General features: G+C 70.2%; 22 protein-coding genes. 14 read left to right on the top strand and 8 right to left on the bottom strand.

Annotated features, from left to right (window positions below; genetic code table 11):
• Positions 1 to 6: 6 nt before the first annotated feature.
• Genes AC1RIF_RS07645 through AC1RIF_RS07625 form a run of 5 tightly spaced genes read right to left on the bottom strand, consistent with a single transcriptional unit; the run spans position 7 to position 6,700 of the window.
• A complete protein-coding gene (locus AC1RIF_RS07645; protein WP_492600748.1) occupies positions 7 to 1,656 on the bottom strand; it encodes an ABC transporter permease in 1,650 nt (549 codons plus the stop codon).
• A complete protein-coding gene (locus tag AC1RIF_RS07640) occupies positions 1,653 to 2,573 on the bottom strand; it encodes an ABC transporter ATP-binding protein (RefSeq protein WP_492600747.1) in 921 nt (306 codons plus the stop codon). Before AC1RIF_RS07640 ends, AC1RIF_RS07645 begins: the two co-directional genes overlap by 4 nt.
• Before the next feature lie 56 nt (positions 2,574 to 2,629).
• Complete coding sequence (locus AC1RIF_RS07635; protein ID WP_492600746.1) at positions 2,630 to 4,690, bottom strand: ATP-dependent DNA helicase; 2,061 nt, start codon at positions 4,688 to 4,690, stop codon at positions 2,630 to 2,632.
• Positions 4,691 to 4,715: 25 nt separating this feature from the next.
• Positions 4,716 to 5,288: an isochorismatase family protein gene (locus AC1RIF_RS07630; RefSeq protein WP_492600745.1), complete on the bottom strand. Its 573-nt coding sequence runs from the start codon at positions 5,286 to 5,288 to the stop codon at positions 4,716 to 4,718.
• The gene (locus AC1RIF_RS07625; RefSeq protein ID WP_492600744.1) at positions 5,285 to 6,700 is read right to left on the bottom strand and encodes a nicotinate phosphoribosyltransferase; all 1,416 of its coding nucleotides are present in this window, start codon (positions 6,698 to 6,700) and stop codon (positions 5,285 to 5,287) included. Before AC1RIF_RS07625 ends, AC1RIF_RS07630 begins: the two co-directional genes overlap by 4 nt.
• Here AC1RIF_RS07625 and clpS point away from each other — a divergent pair.
• The 7 genes from clpS (at position 6,699) to rdgB (ending at position 11,771) form a co-directional block, all read left to right on the top strand.
• Positions 6,699 to 7,052: an ATP-dependent Clp protease adapter ClpS gene (clpS, locus tag AC1RIF_RS07620; protein ID WP_492600743.1), complete on the top strand. Its 354-nt coding sequence runs from the start codon at positions 6,699 to 6,701 to the stop codon at positions 7,050 to 7,052. The two genes, AC1RIF_RS07625 and clpS, sit on opposite strands and share 2 nt — an antisense overlap.
• A gap of 45 nt (positions 7,053 to 7,097) precedes the next feature.
• Positions 7,098 to 7,673 (top strand): oxidative stress transcriptional regulator AosR, encoded by a 576-nt coding sequence (aosR, locus tag AC1RIF_RS07615; RefSeq protein ID WP_492600742.1) that lies wholly within the window; start codon positions 7,098 to 7,100, stop codon positions 7,671 to 7,673.
• Positions 7,670 to 8,743: a P1 family peptidase gene (locus AC1RIF_RS07610; protein ID WP_492600741.1), complete on the top strand. Its 1,074-nt coding sequence runs from the start codon at positions 7,670 to 7,672 to the stop codon at positions 8,741 to 8,743. Before aosR ends, AC1RIF_RS07610 begins: the two co-directional genes overlap by 4 nt.
• Positions 8,744 to 8,800: 57 nt before the next feature.
• Positions 8,801 to 9,451 carry a rhomboid family intramembrane serine protease gene (locus tag AC1RIF_RS07605; RefSeq protein ID WP_492600740.1) on the top strand — a complete coding sequence of 217 codons (651 nt, stop codon included), beginning with the start codon at positions 8,801 to 8,803 and terminating at the stop codon, positions 9,449 to 9,451.
• A gap of 150 nt (positions 9,452 to 9,601) precedes the next feature.
• Complete coding sequence (locus AC1RIF_RS07600; RefSeq protein ID WP_492600739.1) at positions 9,602 to 10,360, top strand: cyclic nucleotide-degrading phosphodiesterase; 759 nt, start codon at positions 9,602 to 9,604, stop codon at positions 10,358 to 10,360.
• 20 nt (positions 10,361 to 10,380) lie between these two features.
• The gene (gene rph / locus AC1RIF_RS07595) at positions 10,381 to 11,163 is read left to right on the top strand and encodes a ribonuclease PH (protein ID WP_492600738.1); all 783 of its coding nucleotides are present in this window, start codon (positions 10,381 to 10,383) and stop codon (positions 11,161 to 11,163) included.
• The gene (rdgB, locus tag AC1RIF_RS07590; protein WP_492600737.1) at positions 11,160 to 11,771 is read left to right on the top strand and encodes an RdgB/HAM1 family non-canonical purine NTP pyrophosphatase; all 612 of its coding nucleotides are present in this window, start codon (positions 11,160 to 11,162) and stop codon (positions 11,769 to 11,771) included. Before rph ends, rdgB begins: the two co-directional genes overlap by 4 nt.
• 55 nt (positions 11,772 to 11,826) lie before the next feature.
• Here rdgB and AC1RIF_RS07585 read toward each other — a convergent pair whose 3' ends face one another.
• Positions 11,827 to 12,210: a DUF3817 domain-containing protein gene (locus AC1RIF_RS07585; protein WP_492600736.1), complete on the bottom strand. Its 384-nt coding sequence runs from the start codon at positions 12,208 to 12,210 to the stop codon at positions 11,827 to 11,829.
• Positions 12,207 to 12,605, bottom strand: coding sequence for a transcriptional regulator (locus AC1RIF_RS07580; RefSeq protein ID WP_492600735.1), 399 nt, complete (start codon positions 12,603 to 12,605; stop codon positions 12,207 to 12,209). Before AC1RIF_RS07580 ends, AC1RIF_RS07585 begins: the two co-directional genes overlap by 4 nt.
• Positions 12,606 to 12,873: 268 nt before the next feature.
• Here AC1RIF_RS07580 and rpsP point away from each other — a divergent pair, with 268 nt between their 5' ends.
• The 5 genes from rpsP (at position 12,874) to AC1RIF_RS07555 (ending at position 16,314) form a co-directional block, all read left to right on the top strand.
• Positions 12,874 to 13,323: a 30S ribosomal protein S16 gene (gene rpsP / locus AC1RIF_RS07575; RefSeq protein WP_492600734.1), complete on the top strand. Its 450-nt coding sequence runs from the start codon at positions 12,874 to 12,876 to the stop codon at positions 13,321 to 13,323.
• Positions 13,323 to 13,565: an RNA-binding protein gene (locus tag AC1RIF_RS07570; protein ID WP_003939023.1), complete on the top strand. Its 243-nt coding sequence runs from the start codon at positions 13,323 to 13,325 to the stop codon at positions 13,563 to 13,565. Before rpsP ends, AC1RIF_RS07570 begins: the two co-directional genes overlap by 1 nt.
• A gap of 7 nt (positions 13,566 to 13,572) precedes the next feature.
• Positions 13,573 to 14,139: a ribosome maturation factor RimM gene (gene rimM / locus AC1RIF_RS07565; protein WP_492600733.1), complete on the top strand. Its 567-nt coding sequence runs from the start codon at positions 13,573 to 13,575 to the stop codon at positions 14,137 to 14,139.
• 10 nt (positions 14,140 to 14,149) lie between these two features.
• On the top strand, positions 14,150 to 14,848 hold the full coding sequence (gene trmD / locus AC1RIF_RS07560; protein ID WP_492600732.1) for a tRNA (guanosine(37)-N1)-methyltransferase TrmD: 699 nt from the start codon (positions 14,150 to 14,152) through the stop codon (positions 14,846 to 14,848).
• An 89-nt stretch (positions 14,849 to 14,937) separates the two neighbouring features.
• Positions 14,938 to 16,314 carry a flavin monoamine oxidase family protein gene (locus tag AC1RIF_RS07555; RefSeq protein WP_492600731.1) on the top strand — a complete coding sequence of 459 codons (1,377 nt, stop codon included), beginning with the start codon at positions 14,938 to 14,940 and terminating at the stop codon, positions 16,312 to 16,314.
• Here AC1RIF_RS07555 and AC1RIF_RS07550 read toward each other — a convergent pair.
• Positions 16,311 to 17,291 (bottom strand): serine hydrolase, encoded by a 981-nt coding sequence (locus AC1RIF_RS07550; protein WP_492600730.1) that lies wholly within the window; start codon positions 17,289 to 17,291, stop codon positions 16,311 to 16,313. The genes AC1RIF_RS07555 and AC1RIF_RS07550 overlap by 4 nt on opposite strands.
• Positions 17,292 to 17,430: 139 nt before the next feature.
• Here AC1RIF_RS07550 and AC1RIF_RS07545 point away from each other — a divergent pair, with 139 nt between their 5' ends.
• Both AC1RIF_RS07545 and AC1RIF_RS07540 read left to right on the top strand, forming a co-directional pair.
• A complete protein-coding gene (locus AC1RIF_RS07545) occupies positions 17,431 to 18,420 on the top strand; it encodes a DUF6454 family protein (RefSeq protein WP_492600729.1) in 990 nt (329 codons plus the stop codon).
• A gap of 106 nt (positions 18,421 to 18,526) precedes the next feature.
• Positions 18,527 to 20,890, top strand: coding sequence for a Tex family protein (locus AC1RIF_RS07540; protein ID WP_492600728.1), 2,364 nt, complete (start codon positions 18,527 to 18,529; stop codon positions 20,888 to 20,890).
• Positions 20,891 to 20,897 lie beyond the last annotated feature (7 nt).

Here is a 20,897-nt window from a genome sequence, read left to right as displayed (position 1 = left end):
CTATCGTCAGGACTGGATGTCGCGGCGGCGGAAGCCCACCAGCGCGAGCGCGTAGAGCGCCGCCGCGATGACGAGCAGCACGATCAGCGGCACGACGTCGAACTCGTCCGCCGGCAGGTTCGGGGTGAAGTGGAACGGCGACCCCCACCCGGTCCAGTCGGGCAGTACCTCGAGGAACATCCCGATCACCAGGGCGTAGCCGATGTACACCCACACCACCGCCAACAGTCGCGGGAACCAGGCGTACACCGCCGCGGTGAGCCCGATGAGCGTCAGCGTCGCGGGCACGCCGTTCGCGGCGGCGCCGACGAGGCGCCCGAACATCGCACCGTCGTGCAGGGTCGCGGCCGCGGTGATGCCCATCGCGGCGCCGGCCGCCAGCACGATCATCGCGGTCGCGATCGTGATCACCACCAGTTGCGCGCCGAGCCATCGCCAGCGGGAGACCGGGCTCGCCAGGACGTCCTCGGCCCGGCCGGACGTCTCCTCGTTGCGGGCGGACTGGACGGCGGTGAGCGCGTACATGCACGCCATGATCGTCAGGAACACCAGGTACAGCGCGAACGCGCCCTGTGCGGCGTTGGCCTCGCCTCCCGGCAGCAGCCCGGCCAGACGGGGGTCCTGGTTCACGAAGTCGGCGACCTGCTGGCCGAGCGCACCGATCGGGAACGCGAGCGCGAAGACGCCGATGCCCCACGCCACGATCTGGTTGCGCTGCATCCGCACCGTCAGCGCCGCGATCCCGGTGAGGGCGCCGCTCGCGCGGGGCCGCCCGCCCCGCGGTGCCACCAGACCCGCGCCGACATCCCGCCGGCCCACCACCGCGTAGGCGAGGGCGACACCGATCACCACCGCGCCGAGCCCCAGCAGCAGAGGCCACCACCGCTCGTCGACATAGGCGCGCGTGGACTGCGCCCAACCGATCGGCGACAGCCAGGACCACACGCTGCCGTCCTCCTTGGCGCGGACGTCGCCGATCGCGCGCAGCAGATACGCGACGGCCACCGCGACGAGCCCCAATCCGCTTGCGGTGCGGGCATGCTCGGTGACCTGGGAGAACAGCGCCGACGTCGCGCCGAACGCGAGACCGACCATGAACACCCCGGCGGCCAGATTCCACGACCCGAGCGCCGGCAACCCGACCGCGGTCAGGCCGAGCCCGAGGACCAGTCCGATCAGCAGGTTCGCCAGCAGCACCACTGCGAGTCCTGACGTGATCGGCGCGAATCGGCCGACCACGGCCGAACGCAGCATCTCGGCGCGACCGGACTCCTCCTCGGTCCGCAGGTGCAGAGTCACCAGCAGCACCGACATGACCGCGACTGCGATCATCGTCATGCCCGCGATCTCGTTCGCCACCATCGCGCCGAGTGTGTAGTCGGACAGTCCGTAGCCGGGTCCGGCCAGCGCCGTCGCCGCCGGTGACTCGATGAGGGCGGCGCGTGCCTGCCGCGATTCGGGCGTGGGATACAGGGTGTTGTAACTCGACGCCAGCAGCACCGTCGACCCGCCGACCGTGATCACCCACGCGGGCAGCCGGATCCGATCGACCCGCAACGCCAACCGGGTGAGCGTCCAGGTTCCGGCGAGACGGTCCGTCGGCGAGGTACCGACGGGCCCGGCGACCCGCTCGACGCCCGCGACCTGCGCCGTCATCGTCGCTCGATGCCCAGCGAGTCGAACTCGTCGCTGTACTCGCGCAGGAAAAGATCCTCGAGGGTCGGCGGGTGCGCGGTGATCGTCAGCACGCCGAGCCCGGTGAGCGTCGACATCACCGAGTCGATCCGGTCGGAGTCCACGTCGAAGGTGACGCCGTTGGCCTGGTCGTCGAGCGACTGCAGATTGTGCACGCCCGGCAGCGCGGCGATCCCGTCCGGAGACTCGCGGGTGGTGGCGGTGATCGTGGTCCGGGTCAGGTGGCGCAGCTCGCGCAGCGTGCCGCTCTGCACCGTCCGCCCCGAACGGATGATCGTGACCACGCCGCACAGCGATTCCACCTCGGCCAGGATGTGGCTCGACAGCAGGATCGTGCGGCCGTCGCGGGCCGCCTCGCCGATGCACTGCTGGAACACCGCCTCCATCAACGGGTCCAGGCCAGACGTCGGCTCGTCGAGGATCAGCAGCTGCGCGTCGGCGGCCAGCGCCGCGACCAGCGCGACCTTCTGCCGATTGCCCTTCGAGTACGTGCGGCCCTTACGGGTGGGGTCGAGTTCGAATCGCTCGAGCAGGTCCTGGCGGCGCTTCTCGTCGAGGCCGCCGCGCAGCCGCCCGAACAGGTCGATGGCCTCACCGCCGGTGAGATTGGGCCACAGATTCACATCGCCCGGCACGTACGCGAGGTGGCGGTGCAGGCTGACGGCGTCGCGCCACGGGTCGGCGCCGAGCACGGACACCTCGCCGTCGTCGGCGCGCAGCAGACCCAGCAGCACCCGGATGGTCGTGGACTTGCCGGAACCGTTGGGGCCGAGGAAGCCGTGGACCTCACCGGGGGTGACCTCGAGATCGAGGCCGTCGAGGGCATGGACGTCACCGAATCGCTTGGCGAGTCCGCGAACCGAGATCACCGGGTCCATCGCCCGAGCATAGGGCGGATGCGGGAGCGTCGGCCCAGTTTTGCCGGGGTGCGTGCTCAGGGCCGCGACGCCGCGATCCGGGCGAGTGCCTGCCGGACCACCTTCGGGTCCGCGGTCTCCCAGAACGGCGGCAGCGACGCCCGCAGGTAGCCGCCGTAGCGGGCGGTGGCCAGTCGGGAGTCGAGGACCGCGACGACACCCTTGTCGTCGACGCTGCGCAGCAGACGGCCCACCCCCTGCGCCAGCAGCAGGGCGGCGTGGTTCGCGGCCACCGAGAGAAACCCGTTGCCGCCGCGCGACTCCACGGCCTGCTGGCGGGCTATGAGCAGCGGGTCGTCCGGGCGCGGGAACGGGATCCGGTCGAGGATCACCAGACTCAGTGACGGCCCCGGCACGTCGACGCCCTGCCACAGCGACAGCGTGCCGAACAACGTGGTCGCCTCGTCCTCGGCGAACTTCTTCACCAGCGTGCCCGTGGCGTCGTCGCCCTGGCACAGGATCGGGACGTCGAGGCGTTCGCGCATCTCCTCGGCGGCGGCCTTCGCGGCGCGCATCGACGAGAACAGCCCCAGCGTGCGGCCACCGGCCGCGGTCACCAACTCGGCGATCTCGTCCATGAAGGCGGGGGACAACCCGTCCCGCCCGGGCGGGGGCAGGTGCCGGGCGACGTACATGATCCCGGCCTTCGCATGGTCGAACGGTGAGCCGACGTCGAGCGAATTCCAGCGCAGCGCACCGGCGTCCGACGGCGCCTCCTTGCCGATCGCGGTCGCGGTGTCGCTGCGGGCCGGCGACTCCGGTGGCAGGCCCCAGTTGACGGCGAGCCCGTCGAACGAGCCACCGACCGTGAGTGTCGCCGACGTCAGCACCACCGTCGACTCCGCGAACAGGCTCGCCCGCAGCAGCCCGCCCACCGACAGCGGCGCCATCCGCACCACCCGGCGCACGTTGCCACGGTTCTCGTCGACCGAGAGCCACACGACGTCCCTGCGCTTGGCCGGGTCGGGCTCGTCGAACGCGGTGAGCACGCGGACCGCGCTGTCGTGGATCTCGTCGATCGCCGACAGCGCGGCGTTGCGGGCGGCCGCGGCTTCGGGGTCGGCGGCCGCCATGCCGGGCTTGGACGGCCCGATTGCCGTCCGGACGTTCCACGCGGCGTCGCGGACCGCGGCCAACGCCATCCCGACCCCGTCGGGCAACCCGTCCCAGCGCCCGGCGGGCAGATCCTCGAGCAGTTCCGCCCAGCCCTCGGCGGCGCCCTCGAGCCGGTCGACGTCCTGCTCCTCGACGATCTTGATGCTGCGGCGGGCGGCCGCGCTGATCGCCGACGCCGACAGCTCCGCCGTCGCGACGCCGGTGACCCGGTCGACCAGCTCGTGGGCCTCGTCGATGACGACGACGTCGTGTTCGGGCAGCACCGCGATGCCGGAGATCGCGTCGATCGCGAGCATCGCGTGATTGGTGACCACGACGTCGACCTGCGCGGCCTCGGCGCGGGCCCGTTCGGCGAAGCAGTCCTCGCCGACCGGGCAGCGCGACTTGCCGAGGCATTCGCGGGCGCTGACGCTGACCTGGCGCCAAGCCTGGTCGCTGACGCCGGGTACGAGGTCGTCGCGGTCACCGGTCTCGGTGTCCGACGACCACTTCGTCAGCCGCTGCACCTCGCGGCCCAGACGCGAGATCGCGAACGCGTCGAACAGTTCCGCCTCGGGCGGATCGTCCTGCGCCATGCCGGTGTGGATCTTGTTCATGCACAGGTAGTTGCCGCGGCCCTTGAGGATCGCGAACTGCGGGCGCCGTCCCAGCGCGGAGGTGAGCGCGTCGGCCAGGCGTGGCATGTCCCGGTCGACGAGCTGGCGTTGCAGCGCGATGGTCGCGGTCGAGACGACGACGGTGCGGCCGGACTCGACGGCGTGCCGGACGCTCGGCACGAGGTAGGCGAGCGACTTGCCGGTACCCGTCCCGGCCTGCACCGCGAGGTGCTCGCCGGTGTCGATCGAGTGGGCGACGGCGGACGCCATCGTCAGCTGGTTCTTGCGTGGCTTGCCGCCCAACGTCCGAACCGCGACCTCGAGAAGTTCCGGGACATTGGGCAGCTCTCGGGCACGGTCGGACACCGCAACAGGGTACTGCGCGGGACCGTCAGGTCCGGTCGCCGACCTGCCCGACGAGTTCGACGCCCGCCGCGTCGAGTTCGGCCAGCGCGGCGTCCACGGTGACGGGCGACACGCCGGCGGTGAAGGGGAGCAGCACCCGCGTGCGGAAACCCTCGGTGGCCGCGTCCAGCGCGGTCGCGCGGACGCAGTGGTCGGTCGCGATGCCCACCACGTCCACGGCGTCGATGTGATGGCGGCGGAGCCACGCGGCGAGCGACTCGCCGGTGGGGGAGACGCCCTCGAAGCCCGAGTACGCGGCGCTGTACTCGCCCTTCGTGAACACCTCCTCGATCGGCCCGGTCTCGAGCGCCGGATGGAACTCGGCCCCCGGTGTCCCGGCCACGCAGTGCGGCGGCCACGTGTCGACGAAGTCCGGCTCCTCGGAGAAGTGCGCGCCCGGATCGACGTGGTGATCACGGGTTGCGACGATCGCCGCGTACCCCGGGCCGAACAGGTCGTTGACGTCGGCGGCGACCGTCGCGCCGCCCGCGACGGCGAGCGAGCCGCCCTCACAGAAGTCGTTCTGGACGTCGGTGACGATCAGCGCCTTCCCGGTCACGGCCGCCACCCCTCTCCGACGAAACGGGACGGGACGGCCGGATCTCCGTGGGAGAGCTTGAGACCCTCCCACGGCAGGCTCACGAGATTGCTCGCGAGCAGCGCGCGGGCGTCCTCCAGCGTCGGCAGATCGCCGCGGATCTCGCCGCCTCGCACCATCGGGGCGAGCAGTTCCCGAGCCTCGAGGCCGCCGGTGTCCGGCACCGGCGCGTGCGCGCGGTACAACACCTCCTCGACGATGGTGCCCGACGGACGGCTCAGCCGCACCGCCCGCTTCGTGCCGCCGCGCGACTGCTTGTGGCTACTGCGCTTCTCCACCGGGACGCCGTCGACCTCGACGAGTTTGTAGACCATGCCCGCCGTCGGGGCCCCGGAACCCGTCACGAGCGATGTTCCGACGCCGTACGCGTCGACCGGTTCGGCGCGCAGGGCCGCGATCGCATACTCGTCGAGATCGCCCGACACGACGATCCTGGTGCCCGTCGCGCCCAGGCCGTCCAGTTGCTCACGGACCTGACGGGCGAGCACACCCAGGTCGCCGGAGTCGATGCGCACCCCGCCGAGACCGGTACCTGCAGCGGCGACGGCGTTCTCGACGCCCTGAGTGATGTCGTACGTGTCGACCAGCAGCGTCGTTCCCACCCCCAGCGCAGCCACCTGGGCGCGGAACGCGGCCTCCTCGTTCGAGGCGCCGTCGGTGGTGTGCAGCAGCGTGAACGCGTGTGCGCTGGTGCCCGCGCCCGGTACCCCGTGCCGCCGCACCGCCTCGAGGTTGGAGGTGGCGTCGAATCCCGCGAGGTAGGCCGCGCGGGCGCACGCGACCGCCGACTCCTCGTGCGCTCGCCGCGACCCCATCTCGATCAGCCGACGACCGTCGGCCGCACCGACCATGCGTGCGGCCGCCGACGCGATCGCGCTGTCGTGGTTGAGGATCGACAACACCAGGGTCTCGAGTAGGACACATTCGGCGAACGTGCCACGCACCGACAGGATCGGTGATCCGGGGAAGTACAGCTCGCCCTCGCGGTAGCCGTCGATGTCACCGGAGAATCGGAAGTCGCGCAGCCAGTTCACGGTGGAGGTGTCGAGGAAGCGGGACACGATCTCCAGCTCGGGGTCGCCGAACCGGAAGTGCGCCAACGCCTCCGGGATTCGGCCCATGCCGCCGACGACGCCGTACCGGCGTCCGTCGGGCAGCCGGCGGGCGAAGACCTCGAAGCTGCAGCGGCGGTGCGCCGAGCCGTCGGCGAGGGCCGCCTCGAGCATCGTCAGCTCGTACTGGTCGGTGAAAAGCGCGGTACTCGGACGAAGCGCGGTGCACTCTGCGGGAACGGTTGCCACGGGCCCAACTTTACGATTCGGGCGGCGGACGCGGGTGTCGAGTTCCGGAGCCACGCCGTACCCTGGACCCATGGCGCCGAGTTCCACACTGACTTTCCCGACCGCACTTCCGGTCGGCAAGATGCCCGCCGCAGCGCCCCAGGTCTCTCCGGCCGAGGCGGAGATCGAAGAGATGACCGAGGCTCAGGACCGGCCGTGGGTGACCGTGGTCTGGGACGATCCCGTCAATCTCATGCACTACGTGACGTACATCTTCCAGAAGCTCTTCGGCTACAGCAAGGCCAAGGCGACGGACCTGATGATGCAGGTCCACAAGGAAGGCAAGGCGGTCGTGTCGAGCGGTTCGCGCGACAAGGTCGAGAACGACGTGCGCAAGCTGCATGCGGCCGGCCTGTGGGCCACCATGCAGCGCGACAGCAGCTAGACGCTCCATCCATCCCTCTCGACGGTTAGGAACCCGGGTACAGACGTGCGGACTTGGACCAGGAAGAACTCACTCGGCGGACTGAAGCTGCGCTCGGAGATGGACGCCCACGAGGCGGCGGTACTGAGGTCGTTGGTGACGTCGGTGTCCGGGCTGCTCGAGGAGCGTGCCGCGTCGGCGCCGACGGACGAACTGGCCGCGCTGACAGGCCTGCGGACCGGCAACAGCGAGACGCCGTCCGACGAGGTCCTCGCCCGGCTGTTGCCCGACTTCCAGCGCGCCGACCCCGACCGGCCCGACGACGATCCCGAGCGCGGCAACGTCAACAGCGCCCTGCGCAGCCTCCACGAGCCGGAGATCATCGACGAGAAGATCGCCGCCGGGTCCGTGGTCCTGCGGACGGTGCCCGCCGAGGGCGGCCGGGTCGTCATCACCCCGGAGCAGGCCGACGCGTGGCTGGCCGCGCTCAACGACGTCCGGCTGGCGCTGGGAACCAATCTCGGCATCGACGCCGACACCCCGGACGAACTCGAGGAGGGCGACCCGCGGGCCCCGCACCTGGACGTCTACCACTGGTTGACGTGGATGCAGGACTCTCTCGTCCAGGCGCTGCTCTCGTGACGGCGGCGGCGGGGGCGTCGAACTCGCTGTGTGACGTCGCGGGTGTGCTCGTCGGCCACGACCACGTGCTCGACCCCGATGCGACGCTCGGTGGCGGTGCCGCCTCCGGATGCACCGTCGTGCTGGTGCCCTCGGGTGCGACCGCGGGCGTCGACGTGCGCGGCGGTGGTCCGGGCACCCGCGAGACCGATCTGCTCGACCCCAGCCACTCGGTGCAGCACGTGCACGCCGTCGTGCTGAGCGGCGGCAGCGCGTACGGCCTCGCCGCGGCCGACGGGGTCATGCGGTGGCTCGAGGAACACGACCACGGCATCCCGATGGGGGCTCCCGGTCAGGTGGTCCCCATCGTGCCCGGCGCCGTCATTTTCGACCTGCCCGTCGGTGACTGGAACGTCCGGCCCACCGCCGACTTCGGGTATCGCGCGGCGGCCCGTGCCTCGGACACCGTCGCCACCGGCAGCGTCGGGGCCGGGACCGGAGCTCGCGCGGGCGTCATCAAGGGCGGGGTGGGCACCGCGAGCACCGTCATCGACGGTGGTCCGGCCGACGGCGTCACCGTCGCGGCCCTCATGGTCGCCAACCCGGTCGGCTCGGTGTGGGACCCCGACACCGGTCTGCCGTGGGGGCTGTCGCTCGCGGACGCCGAGCGACGCGGGATGCGGCTGCCGTCGCCCGACGATCTCGCCGCCGCCAACGCGTCGGGGGTGAAGACGACCGTGCTCAACACCACGATCGGCGTCGTCGCGACCGACGCGCCGCTGTCCAAGGCCGCGTGCCGGCGGGTGGCGGTCGCCGGACACGACGGCCTGGCCCGCGCCATCCGCCCGGCGCATTCGCCGCTCGACGGCGACACGATCTTCGCGCTCGCGACCGGCGGCCACGACGTCCCCGCCCCCGAGGGCGTCCCGGCGGCGTTCCCGACGGAACTGCCTATCCTCGACGTGGTCTGCACCGCGGCTGCGGAATGCGTGCAGCGTGCGATCGTCGACGCGATCCTGTCGGCCACATCGGTCGCGGGCATCCCGAGCTACCGGGACCTGTTTCCGTCGGCATTCGGGACGTCCGGCTAGCCCACACGGTCGTTCGGCCCCGACCGCCCGTCGGCGACGGTCGGTACGCTCGGTTTCGTGACCGCCGGATCAGAACTGCGCCCCGACCTGCCTCGCGTCCCGCGCCCGCTGTGGCAGCGGGCGGCGATCACCGTCGGCGGGTTCGCGATGGTGCTCTACGTCCTCGAGGCCGTCGACACCGTCGCCGGCAATCCACTGGACCAGTGGGGGATCGAACCGCGCACGCTCGACGGCCTGTGGGGGATCCTGTTCGCGCCGATGCTGCACTTCGGCTGGGGGCATCTGTTCGCCAACACGGTCCCGCTGCTGATCCTCGGGTTCCTGGTGTTGATGTCGGGGATCGGCCGCGGGCTCGCCGCGACCGGGATCATCTGGGTGATCGGCGGGGTGGGTACGTGGCTCACCGGTGGTGTCGGCGCGCATCTCGGCGCCTCGGTCCTGGTGTTCGGCTGGCTCACGTACCTGCTGGTGCGGGGTATCTTCACCCGCAGCGTCGGGCAGATCCTGTTGGGTGTGGTGGTGCTGTTCGTGTACGGCGGCATGCTGTGGGGCGTGCTGCCCGGGCAGTACGGGATCTCGTGGCAGGGGCACCTGTTCGGCGCGATCGGCGGCGTCGTCGCGGCGTGGCTGGTGTCGTCCGACACGCGCAGGCGCCGGGCCGCGGTACCGACGGCCGGCACGTCCGGGATCCAGTTGCCGCGCAGCTAGAACAGCCCTCCAGGTGCGCGTCGCTGACTCGATGATCACACGCCGCGAGGGCACGACGCCGGATCACAATCCGGCAGCAGATGTGAGTTCACGCAGCCGAAAGTGCCCGAAGCTTTTTGAGAGCGCGGTGGTCGTGGCAGCATAGTTTGCATGCGCATTACGGTCCTGGGATGTTCGGGCAGCGTCTCCGGACCCGACTCGGCTGCTTCGGGCTACCTCGTGACGGCCCCGAACACCCCGCCGGTGGTCATGGATTTCGGCCCCGGTGTGCTCGGCGCCCTGCAGCGGTACGCCGATCCCGGCGAGGCCACGATCCTGCTGTCGCACCTGCATGCCGACCACTGCCTCGACATGCCGGGTCTGCTGGTGTGGCGCCGCTACCACCCCAATCCGCCGGCCGGCCGGGCCCTCGTCTACGGTCCCACGGACAGCGCGTGCCGCATCGGTGTCGCGTCCGCTGAATGCGGCGGTGAAATCGACGACATCTCCGACACCATCGACCTGCGCAGCTGGTCCGACGGCCACATCGCCGAGATCGGCGAGATCACCGTGCAGGCCCGCCGGGTCAACCACCCGCCCGAGGCGTACGGGTTCCGGGTCACCAGCAACACCGGCCGGGTCCTCGTCTACACCGGTGACACCGGGATCTGCGAGTCCGTCGTGGAACTGGCGCGGGGCGCGGACGTGCTGCTGTCGGAGGCGTCGTGGACGCACAGCCCCGACCGTCCCGAGGGAATTCACCTGTCCGGTACGGAGGCGGGGCAGATCGCGACCCGTGCCGGGGTCGGCGAGCTGCTCCTCACCCACATTCCGCCGTGGACGTCCCGCGAGGACGTCATCGCCGAGGCGAAGGCCGAGTTCTCCGGACCGGTGCACGCGGTCTCGGCCGGCGACGTCTACACCGTCTGACCCCGACTAGGCTCTCGGTCGTGACGACACGAGAAGACGGTAGGACGGACGATCAGCTCCGCGAGGTTCGGATCACGCGGGGATTCACCAACCACCCCGCGGGGTCGGTGCTGGTGGAGTTCGGCAACACCCGGGTGATGTGCACCGCCAGCGTCGAGGAGGGTGTGCCCCGCTGGCGCAAGGGTTCGGGGCTGGGCTGGCTCACCGCCGAGTACGCGATGCTCCCGGCCGCCACGCACACCCGCAGCGGCCGCGAGTCGGTCAAGGGCAAGGTCGGCGGGCGCACCCAGGAGATCAGCCGCCTCGTCGGTCGTTCGCTGCGCGCGTGCATCGACCTTGCCGCGATCGGTGAGAACACCATCGCGATCGACTGCGACGTGCTGCAGGCCGACGGTGGCACCCGCACCGCGGCCATCACCGGCGCCTACGTCGCGCTCGTCGACGCGGTGACCTACCTGCGTGCCGCCGGCCGCCTCGCGGACCCACAGCCGATCTCGTGCGCCATCGCCGCCGTCAGCGTCGGTGTCGTCGACGGACGTGTCCGCCTGGACCTGCCGTACGAGGAGGATTCGCGCGCCGAGGTCGACATGAACGTCGTCGCGACCGACACCGGCACCCTGGTCGAGATCCAGGGCACCGGCGAGGGCGCCACGTTCCCGCGCTCGACGCTCGACAAGTTGCTCGACTCCGCGCTCGCCGGCTGCGAGCAGCTGTTCGAGATCCAGCAGGCCGCGCTCGCCGAGCCGTACCCGGGCGTGTTGCCCGAGCCGGCCGAGCCGAAGAAGAAGGCGTTCGGCAGTTGAGCGGCCAGATCCTGGTCGCCAGCCGCAACGCCAAGAAGCTCGGTGAACTCCGTCGAGTGCTCGTCGCTGCCGGCATCGACGGACTCGACGTGATCGGCCTCGACGAGGTGCCCGCGTTCCCGGAGACCCCGGAGACCGGTGCGACGTTCGAGGACAATGCGCTCGTCAAGGCGCTCGACGGTGCCGCCGCCACCGGCCTGCCGTGCGTTGCCGACGACTCGGGGCTCGAGGTCGACGCGCTGAACGGGATGCCGGGGGTCCTGTCCGCCCGCTGGAGCGGCACCCACGGCAAGGACGACACGAACACCGCGCTGCTGCTGGCTCAGCTGTCGGACACACCCGACGAGCGCCGCGGGGCGGCCTTCGTGTCGGCGTGCGCGCTCGCGATCCCTGGCGCGGACCCGATCGTGGTGCGGGGGGAGTGGCGTGGGCGGATCGTCCGCGAGCCGCGCGGTGACAACGGATTCGGCTACGACCCCGTCTTCGAGCCCGAGGACGAGCAGCGGACGTCGGCCGAGCTGTCGCCGCAGGAGAAGGACGCGGCCTCGCACCGCGGCCGTGCACTGGCCCAGCTGGTGCCGGCGCTCGCGCAGCTCGCACGCGGATAGGAATGCACGAAGGGCCCGTCCTGGTGGACGGGCCCTTCGTCGTGTGCGGGTGGAATCAGACTCCGAAGTCGCGCTTGACCTGGACGGTCCGCTTGTGCTCGACGAAGAACGACAGGAACGGGACGGTGCCGGCCAGGAGGGTGCCGATCGTGCGGCTCGCGGGCCAGCGGACCTTCACCGCGAGGTCCATGGTGAGGATCAGGTACACGAAGTACACCCAGCCGTGCACGATCGCGATCCAGGTCGGCAGGTTGTCGACGCTGAAGATGTACTTCGCGACCATCTCGGCGGTGAGCACGAGCAGCCAGATGCCGGTCGCGTACGCGAGCACCCGGTAGCGCAGGAGTGCTCCGGCGATCTTCTTGTTGCCCTGCTCGGGGGTGGCCGGCGCGGGCGCGGTGGTCTGTTGTGGGGTGGTCTCGTTGGGGCCGCCGCTCACTTGTCGCTCCTATCGGGCTCGCGAGCAGAGAGCCCGGCGAGGTAATCGTTGTACTCGAGCATCTGCCGAGACTCGGGATCGTCGAGGTCGTCGGACGACGCCTGCACCTTAGGGCGCTCGGGCAGCAGCCCTTCGGGGACGTCGGTCGGTTCGTCCGCGGCGGCCTTCGCGGCGGCCTCGGCGCCGCCGTCCTCGAGTTGGACGAAGCGGCGGTACGCGTAGACGACGAATGCCGCGAACAGCGGCCACTGGAAGGCGTAGCCGAGGTTCTGGCCGTTGCCGCCGACCGCTTCGAATCGGGTCCACTGCCACCAGCCGAGCGCGAGGCATCCGGCAGCCGCGACGATCACCAGCACGATCAGTGCGGGGCGTCGATTTCGAACGGTTCTGGCCACACATCGACGGTACCCGAGGTGGGGGGCCTCCCCGTAGGGGTGCCCGGTGGCGCTCGTCACCCGCAGCGCGCCCGTCTGCGGCCTCTGCCGGGCCGCATTTCGCTCACCCGCCCGCATCTGGCAGAATGAACCGCTGTTCGTCGCTTCCGGTTACGCACCGCGCGACGGTCACAGGAGAGAGGCAAAACCGGACCCGCCACCCTGGCAGGTCGCCGAATTGCACGTGACACGTGTGCACTGGTGTGCGCACTGAAGGAGATACGCAGCAGTGGCTGTCAAGATCAAGCTCACCCGCCTCGGCAAGATCCGCAACCCGCAGTACCGGATCATCGTCGCGGACTCTCGCACCCGCCGCAACGGCCGTGCGATCGAGACCATCGGCAAGTACCACCCCAAGGAAGAGCCCTCGCTGATCGAGATCGATTCCGAGCGCGCTCAGTACTGGCTGGGTGTCGGCGCGCAGCCGACCGAGCCGGTCGAGAACCTGCTGAAGATCACCGGTGACTGGCAGAAGTTCAAGGGCCTGCCGGGCGCCGAGGGCACCCTGAAGACCAAGGAAGCCAAGCCGTCCAAGCTCGAGCTGTTCCAGGCTGCGCTGGCGCAGGCCGAGAACGAGCCGGTTTCCGAGGCCATCACCCCGAAGAAGAAGAAGGCCGCCAAGGAAGAGGCTGCAGAGGCTGAGGCTCCTGCCGCCGAGTCCACCGAGGCTGCCGAGTAATGAGCGCCGTTGTCGCCGACGCCGTGGAGCATCTCGTCCGTGGGATCGTCGCCAACCCCGACGACGTTCGCGTCGAGCTGATCACGGGGCGTCGGGGACGCACCGTCGAGGTGCATGTGCACCCCGACGATCTCGGTAAGGTGATCGGTCGCGGTGGTCGTACCGCGACCGCACTGCGGACCCTGGTCTCCGGTATCGGGGGCCGTGGGATCCGCGTCGACGTCGTCGACACCGATCAGTAGTACGGCTGTGGAGCTCGTCGTAGGCCGCGTCGCCAAGTCGCACGGCATCAAGGGAGAGCTGGTCGTCGAGGTTCGCACCGACGAACCCGGCGAGCGGTTCGCCGTCGGCGCCGAACTGCGTGGCCGCAAGCCGCGCGAGCAGAAGCTGCGCACCTTCACGGTGGAAGCCGCCCGGGAGCATTCCGGGCGGCTTCTGCTGCGCCTGCACGGTGTCGGCGACCGCACCGCCGCGGACGAGTTGCGCGGCACGCTGTTCCTGATCGACGCCGCCGACCTCACCCCGTCCGACGATCCGGACGAGTTCTACGATCACGAGCTCGAGGGCCTGGCCGTGCGGATCGCCGCCGGACGCCCCGATGCCGGCACGCCGGTGGGCACCGTGATCGAGGTATTGCATTCCGCCGCAGGCGAGTTGCTGTCCATTCGCCCGGAAGGGCAGACGTCGGGCGAGCTGTTGGTCCCGTTCGTCACCGCGATCGTGCCGACGATCTCGATCGCCGACGGCATCATCGAGATCGACCCGCCGGAGGGCCTGATCGATCCCGACTTCGGCGACAGCCGAAACGAGGAGTGACCGAACCGCCGTGCGTCTCGACGTAGTCACGATCTTTCCCGAGTACCTCGAGCCGTTGCGCGCCGCGCTGCTCGGCAAGGCGATCGACAAGGGACTCATCTCCGTCGGCGTCCACGACCTGCGACGCTGGACCCACGACGTGCACAAGGCCGTCGACGATTCCCCGTACGGCGGCGGGCCCGGCATGGTCATGAAGCCGACCGTGTGGGGCGACGCTCTCGACGAGGTCCTCACCGACGACGACGGTGAACCCGACTCCGAGGCCCTGCTTGTCGTCCCCACTCCCGCCGGTGTGCCGTTCACCCAGGCCACTGCGCACCGGTGGGCGGAGGAGAAGCACCTGGTGTTCGCGTGCGGCCGGTACGAGGGCATCGATCAGCGGGTGTTCGACGACGCGGCCCGGCGGGTGCGTGTCGAAGAGGTCTCGATCGGCGACTACGTCCTGATCGGCGGCGAGGCCGCCGTCCTCGTCATGGTCGAGGCGGTGGTCCGGTTGCTGCCCGGCGTTCTCGGCAATCAGCAGTCGCACCAAGAGGATTCGTTCTCCGACGGCCTGCTCGAGGGGCCGAGCTACACGCGTCCGGTGAGCTGGCGCGGACTCGACGTCCCCCCGGTGCTGCTGTCCGGCGATCACGCCAAGGTCGCGGCCTGGCGTCAGGCGCAGTCACTGCAGCGCACGGCCGAGCGTCGGCCCGACCTCCTTTCCTGATCGTGTCCTGATCGTTCTTCGGGGCCCACCCGAACGTCATTGACCCGTCGAGGTGCCCGCGAGTAGGCATGAACTCGAGGTGACCGGCAATGACTGATGTCGACTATTGCGTCGTGGGGGCCGGATTTGCGGGGTTGACCGCGGCGCTGCGCCTGAAACAGGCGGGACGCTCCGTCGCGGTGCTCGAGGCGCGCGATCGGCTCGGCGGCCGGACCTTCACCGAGACCCGCGACGACGGTGTGTGGATCGATCGCGGCGGGGCGTGGATCGGTCCCGGACAGGACCGGATCCACGCGTTGATGAGCGAGTTCGGCGTACCGAGCTACCGGCAGTACACCGACGGCGACGCGATGATGATGGTCGACGGCAAGAAGTATCGCTACCAGGGCACCGTCCCGATGACGATGAGCCCGTGGGCCGTCGCGAATCTGGGCGCGGTCTTCCTCGAACTCGGCGAACTGTGCAAATCGATACCGCTGGATGCGCCTTGGGAAGCGAAACGCGCCGCGGAATGGGACCGGATCAGTCTCGCGAAGTGGCTCGACGACAACGTGATGTCCAAGCCGGCCCACGAACTGCTCGAGATGGCGATCGCGGGCTGCTACACGTCGGCCGCCTCGGAGGTCTCGTTCCTGTTCGTGCTGTACCAGATGGCATCCGGTGGCGGACCGGGCTTCGTGCTCGGGGTGAAGGACGCCGCGCAGGACGCCCGTCCGGTGGGCGGTATGGGCGCGATCTACCGCCCGATGGCGGCCGAACTGGGGCGCACGGTACATCTGTCGCATCCCGTGCGGGCGATCGAACAGGACGCGGACGGCGTGACGGTTCGCGGTGACCAGGTGACGGTGCGGGCCCGCCGGGCGATCGTCGCGGTGCCCCTGGCGATCGCGGGGCAGATCCGTTACGAACCGTCGCTGCCGGTCGATCGATCCCTCCTGCATCAGCGGATGCCGAGCGGATCGATCCGCAAGGTCGCGGTGCTCTACGACGAACCGTTCTGGCGCGCCGACGGCTTGTCGGGGCAGTCCGCGGCGCCCGGTTCGGCGGCCATGGTCACGATCGACGCGGGCACCGATGCCGCCCGGCCGGGCATCATGTGCGTCATCGTGGAGGGGCCGCAGGCCCGGGCGCTCGGCCGGATGCCCGCCGCGGACCGGCGCAGCGCCGTCCTCGCCGCCCTCACCGAGCGGTTCGGGCCTCCGGCCGGGGCGCCGATCGACTACGTCGAGCAGGACTGGACCACCGAGCGGTACTCGGGCGGCGGGATGCTCAGCCACGCCCCGACCGGGGTGCTCACCGAATTCGGTCCCGCACTGCGCGCGTCGTGCGGGCGCATCCACTGGGCGGGCACCGAGAGTTCGGCGGTGATGTGCGGGTGGGTCGACGGAGCGGTGCGGTCCGGGGAGCGTGTCGCCCGCGAGGTGATCGCCGCGGACGATCTCGTCGGGGCGGCGTGCGGCGACTAGTCGAGCCGACTCTGCGGGAACAAGGTTCGGGTGGCCTCGGTGATCGTCTCGCGCGCGTGTGCGGCGCTGAGATCGTCGACGGCGGCGGTCAGCGAGGTGTCCGGGTAGTAGTCGACGTCCTCGTCGCCGTAGTCCAGATCCTCACGCGACAGCAGCACCAGCACGAAGCGGTCGTCGGCGCCGACGATCCCGGTGGACAGGTGGGTCCAGCGATCGTCCACGCAACACATCCAGCCCTGCTTGACGGCCTTCACGGTCTCGTCGGGCAGGCCGTCGGGGATCCCGAACCGCTGGTCGTAGCCGTCCGCCGCGATCGGGTGCGAGTTGCGCAGGTAGCCGAGCAACTCGTCGCGGTGCGGGGTGTCGAGCCCACCGTGGCCGTCGAGCAAGGCCGCGTAGTAGCCGACCAGATCGGCGGCTGTGGTCTCGGTGTTCCACCAGTTGTCGTCGTACGGCACCGACGTCGTCGGCAGTCCGTATCGGGACACGACGTCCTGGACGAGTTCGGACGCGCCGTACTGGTTCCACAGTTCGTTCGCCGCGTCGTCGTCGGAATCCTCGAGCATCCGCGCGACGAGAGCGTGCTCGTCCTCGGACAGGTCCAGTTCGGCGGTGGACTCGCGGTAGAGGAGGTCGTCGGCGATGAACAGCTTCGCGACGGATGCGGTCGCGAACGGCACGGTGTCGGCGAAGGCGACATAGCGGTTCTGCTGCCGGTCCAGTAGTGCCAGGGTGAGATCGGCACCCCGGTCGGCGGCGTCGGCCACCGCCTTGCCGATCCGGCCCTCGAGCGTGGTGGGCGCCGGGCCGGAGTCGGTCGCGACCACTTGAACGTCGGCATGTCGGCTGTCGGGGACGGCATCGCCCGTCGTCTGCGCCGCGCACGAGGCGAGCACGCCCACCGCGAGGCACGCGCCGCCCAGGCGTCGCACCCGTCCTGCCACCGGTTCCTCCTGCGATCCGTTCGCCGGGCTCATGACCGACGCCTCGGACAGGCTAGCGGTGGGTGCTCTGACCGTGACGACCGCGCTCGACGACCGGCGTTCATCCGGGCCATGCTCGCGTGCCGTCTGCCGGTCGCAGTCCGGTCACCGGGCACTCCTAGCGTTCCTTCGCGTGAAACGGATTAATCGTACGAATCTGACTATTCGGAAGGGTGCCGTTCTCGCCGTCGCGGCGCTCACACTCACCGGATGCTCGAACAGCGACGCCACCGCCGCCGAGTCGACACCGGCCGCGGCCGCGACAGCTGGGGACTCCGCGCTGCTCACCGAGATCGAGGGCTTCTCCCGCAGCACGAACTGGCAGACCACTGCCGGGCCGACGTTCTCCTTCGACACCTTCCACCCTCAGGGCATGATGGTCCTCGGCGACCGGATCTTCCTCAGTTCCGTCGAGATCATCGAACCGACCACGAAGTACCCGACACCGCAGGACGGGTACGACCGCACCGTCGGCAAGGGGAAGGGGCACCTGTTCGTCACCGATCTGGATGGCAACCTCGTCGAGGACATCGCGCTCGGCGAGGGCGACGAGTACCACCCGAGCGGATTCGGCTACGACGGGGAACGGCTCTGGGTGGCGTTGACCGAGTACCGGCCGCACAGTGCCACCACGATGTACACCGTCGACGTGGACACCTACGAGGTGCAGGAGAAGTTCGCGATCGCCGACAGCATCGGAGGCGTCGTCTGGGACGCCAGCCGTTCGGTCGTCGTGGGCGTGAACTGGGGTAGCCGTGTCTTCTACGAATGGGACGAGAACGGCAAGGAACTGGCCACGTGGAACAACCCCGGTGACTTCATCGACTACCAGGGCTGCCAGTACGTCGCCGACGGTCGGGCGCTGTGCACGGGTATCGCCACCGTGCCGGGCATGCCGGGCAGCCCGGACGGCGCCAAGTACGAGATCGGCGGACTTGCGCTCGTCGACCTCGCGGACCGTCGAATCGTCAAGGAGACTCCGCTGCAACAGTTCTCGGAGGGTCGACACGTCCTGACCCGCAATCCCGCCTTCGCGCACATGGTGGACGGCCGTTTCGAACTGGTCACCGCGCCCGACGACGGCGACGGGATCAAGATGTACCGCACGGTCGTCGGAGACTGACGTGGATCCCGCACGGACGGTCGACCGGCCGTGCGGGTCCCGGCACCGAGCCGGGGAGCAGCGCTCGCCCGGGTTTCGTCGTCCGGTCGCGGTAGGGTCGTACGCCGTGACGACTGCTCTCAAATCCGTGAACCAGCGCATCGCCGAAGAGCTCGACGTACGGGAGGGTCAGGTCGCCGCGGCCGTCGACCTCCTGGACGGCGGGGCCACGGTTCCGTTCATCGCCCGGTACCGCAAGGAGGTCACCGGCGGCCTCGACGACGCGCAGCTGCGTCAACTCGAGGAACGGCTGCGTTACCTGCGTGAACTCGACGACCGGCGGGTCGCGATCCTGGAATCGATCCGCTCTCAGGACAAGCTCGACGCGGCACTCGAACAGCAGATCATGCTGGCCGACACCAAGGCGCGGCTCGAGGACATCTACCTGCCGTACAAGCCCAAGCGGCGCACCAAGGCGCAGATCGCGCGCGAGGCCGGACACGAGCCGGTGGCCGATGCGCTGATCGGTGACCCGACGGTCGATCCCGCCCGGTACGACGCCGAGCAGCTCGAGGGTGCCCGGGCGATCCTCGTCGAGCGGTTCGCGGAGGACGCCGACCTCGTCGGTGAGCTGCGCGAGCTGATGTGGACCCGCGGGCAGGTCGAGTCGTCGGTCCGCAAGGGCAAGGAGGCCGAGGGCGCCAAGTTCGCCGACTACTTCGAGTTCTCGGAGCCGTTCGAGAAGGTGCCGTCGCACCGCATCCTCGCGATGTTCCGCGGCGAGAAGGAAGAGATCCTGTCGCTGACGCTCGCGTCGGATCGGGAACCGCTGGAGCCGGGGGAGACCAGCGTCTACGAGGGCCGGATCGCGTCCCGGTTCGAGATCGCCGACCGCGGCCGGCCGGCCGACCGCTGGCTGCTCGACACCGTCCGCTGGGCGTGGAAGACGAAAATGCTGATCACCCTCGGCATCGACACCCGGATGCGGCTGCGTCAGTCCGCCGAGAAGGACGCCGTCGACGTGTTCGCGGCCAACCTCAAGGACCTGCTGCTGGCGGCGCCTGCCGGCACGCGCGCGACGATGGGTCTGGACCCCGGCTTCCGCACCGGGACCAAGGTCGCGGTCGTCGACGCCACCGGCAAGGTCGTCGCGCACGACACCATCTACCCGCACCAGCCGCACAACAAGTGGGACCAGTCGCTCGCGACGCTGGCCGCACTCGCCGCCAAACACGGCGTCGAACTGGTCGCGATCGGCAACGGCACGGCGTCGCGCGAGACGGATGCGCTTGCCGCCGAACTGATCTCGAAGTTCCCCGAGGCGGGCCTGACGAAGGTCATGGTGTCCGAGGCCGGCGCGTCGGTGTACTCGGCGTCGGCGTACGGGTCGCAGGAGCTGCCCGACCTGGACGTCTCGATTCGCGGTGCGGTGTCGATCGCGCGGCGTCTGCAGGATCCGCTGGCCGAGCTGGTGAAGATCGACCCCAAGTCGATCGGCGTCGGGCAGTACCAGCACGATGTGTCCGAGACGATGCTCGCCCGCTCGCTGGGCGCGGTCGTCGAGGACGCCGTCAACGCGGTCGGCGTGGACGTCAACACTGCATCGGTGCCGCTGCTGTCGCGGGTCTCGGGCATCGCCGGTTCGCTCGCCGAGAGCATCGTGGCGTTCCGCGACCAGAACGGCCCGTTCCGCAACCGCAGGGGGCTCAAGGACGTGCCGCGACTCGGGCCGAAGGCGTTCGAGCAGTGCGCCGGCTTCCTGCGGATCCCGAACGGCGACGACCCGCTCGACGCGTCCAGCGTGCACCCCGAGGCGTACCCGGTGGTGCGCCGGATCGTGCAGACCTCCGGGTCGGGAGTGGGCGAGCTGATCGGCAACACCGCCGTCCTGCAGAAGCTGCGGCCAGCCGACTTCGTCGACGAGAAGTTCGGTCTGCCGACCGTCACCGACATCATCGCCGAACTCGACAAGCCGGGCCGCGACCCGCGCCCGGAGTTCAAGACGGCCACGTTCGCCGCCGGTATCGAGAAGGTCGCGCACCTGAAGCCCGGCATGGTGCTCGAGGGCGTCGTCACCAACGTCGCCGCGTTCGGTGCGTTCGTCGACGTGGGCGTCCACCAGGACGGGCTGGTGCACGTGTCCGCGATGTCGCGCACGTTCGTCAGCGACCCGCGTGAGGTCGTCAAGTCCGGCGACGTCGTCAAGGTCAAGGTGCTCGAGGTCGACGTCGACCGCCAGCGGATCGGACTGACGTTGCGACTCGACGACGAGGTCGGTGCCGCCAACGGGCCGCGCGGTGGGCAGCGCCCCGACGGTCGACGTCAGGGCGGCCAGGACAAGGGCGGCCAGGACAAGGGTGGTCAACGCCAGGGTGGTCAGCGCCAGGGTGGGCAGGGTCGCGGCGGCCATGGCCGGGACCGCCGCCCCGAGCAGCGCCCCGCGGGCGGCTCGATGGCCGACGCGCTGCGCAAGGCCGGCTTCGGCAAGTAGCGACGCA

It is taken from the genome of Prescottella sp. GW823-FHT02E09 (genome assembly GCF_058797375.1).
Note: the sequence above shows the minus strand (reverse complement) of the source record. Positions and strands in the feature narration are given on the sequence as shown.

What these genes read in the sequence shown, in the direction of transcription:
- AC1RIF_RS07645 (WP_492600748.1), bottom strand. Translation starts at nt 1,656, where the DNA reads ATGACGGCGCAGGTCGCGGGCGTCGAGCGGGTCGCCGGGCCCGTCGGT.
- AC1RIF_RS07640 (WP_492600747.1), bottom strand. Translation starts at nt 2,573, where the DNA reads ATGGACCCGGTGATCTCGGTTCGCGGACTCGCCAAGCGATTCGGTGAC.
- clpS (WP_492600743.1), top strand. Translation starts at nt 6,699, where the DNA reads ATGGCGCCGAGTTCCACACTGACTTTCCCGACCGCACTTCCGGTCGGC.
- AC1RIF_RS07625 (WP_492600744.1), bottom strand. Translation starts at nt 6,700, where the DNA reads ATGGGTCCAGGGTACGGCGTGGCTCCGGAACTCGACACCCGCGTCCGC.
- AC1RIF_RS07600 (WP_492600739.1), top strand. Translation starts at nt 9,602, where the DNA reads ATGCGCATTACGGTCCTGGGATGTTCGGGCAGCGTCTCCGGACCCGAC.
- AC1RIF_RS07570 (WP_003939023.1), top strand. Translation starts at nt 13,323, where the DNA reads ATGAGCGCCGTTGTCGCCGACGCCGTGGAGCATCTCGTCCGTGGGATC.
- AC1RIF_RS07555 (WP_492600731.1), top strand. Translation starts at nt 14,938, where the DNA reads ATGACTGATGTCGACTATTGCGTCGTGGGGGCCGGATTTGCGGGGTTG.
- AC1RIF_RS07550 (WP_492600730.1), bottom strand. Translation starts at nt 17,291, where the DNA reads ATGAGCCCGGCGAACGGATCGCAGGAGGAACCGGTGGCAGGACGGGTG.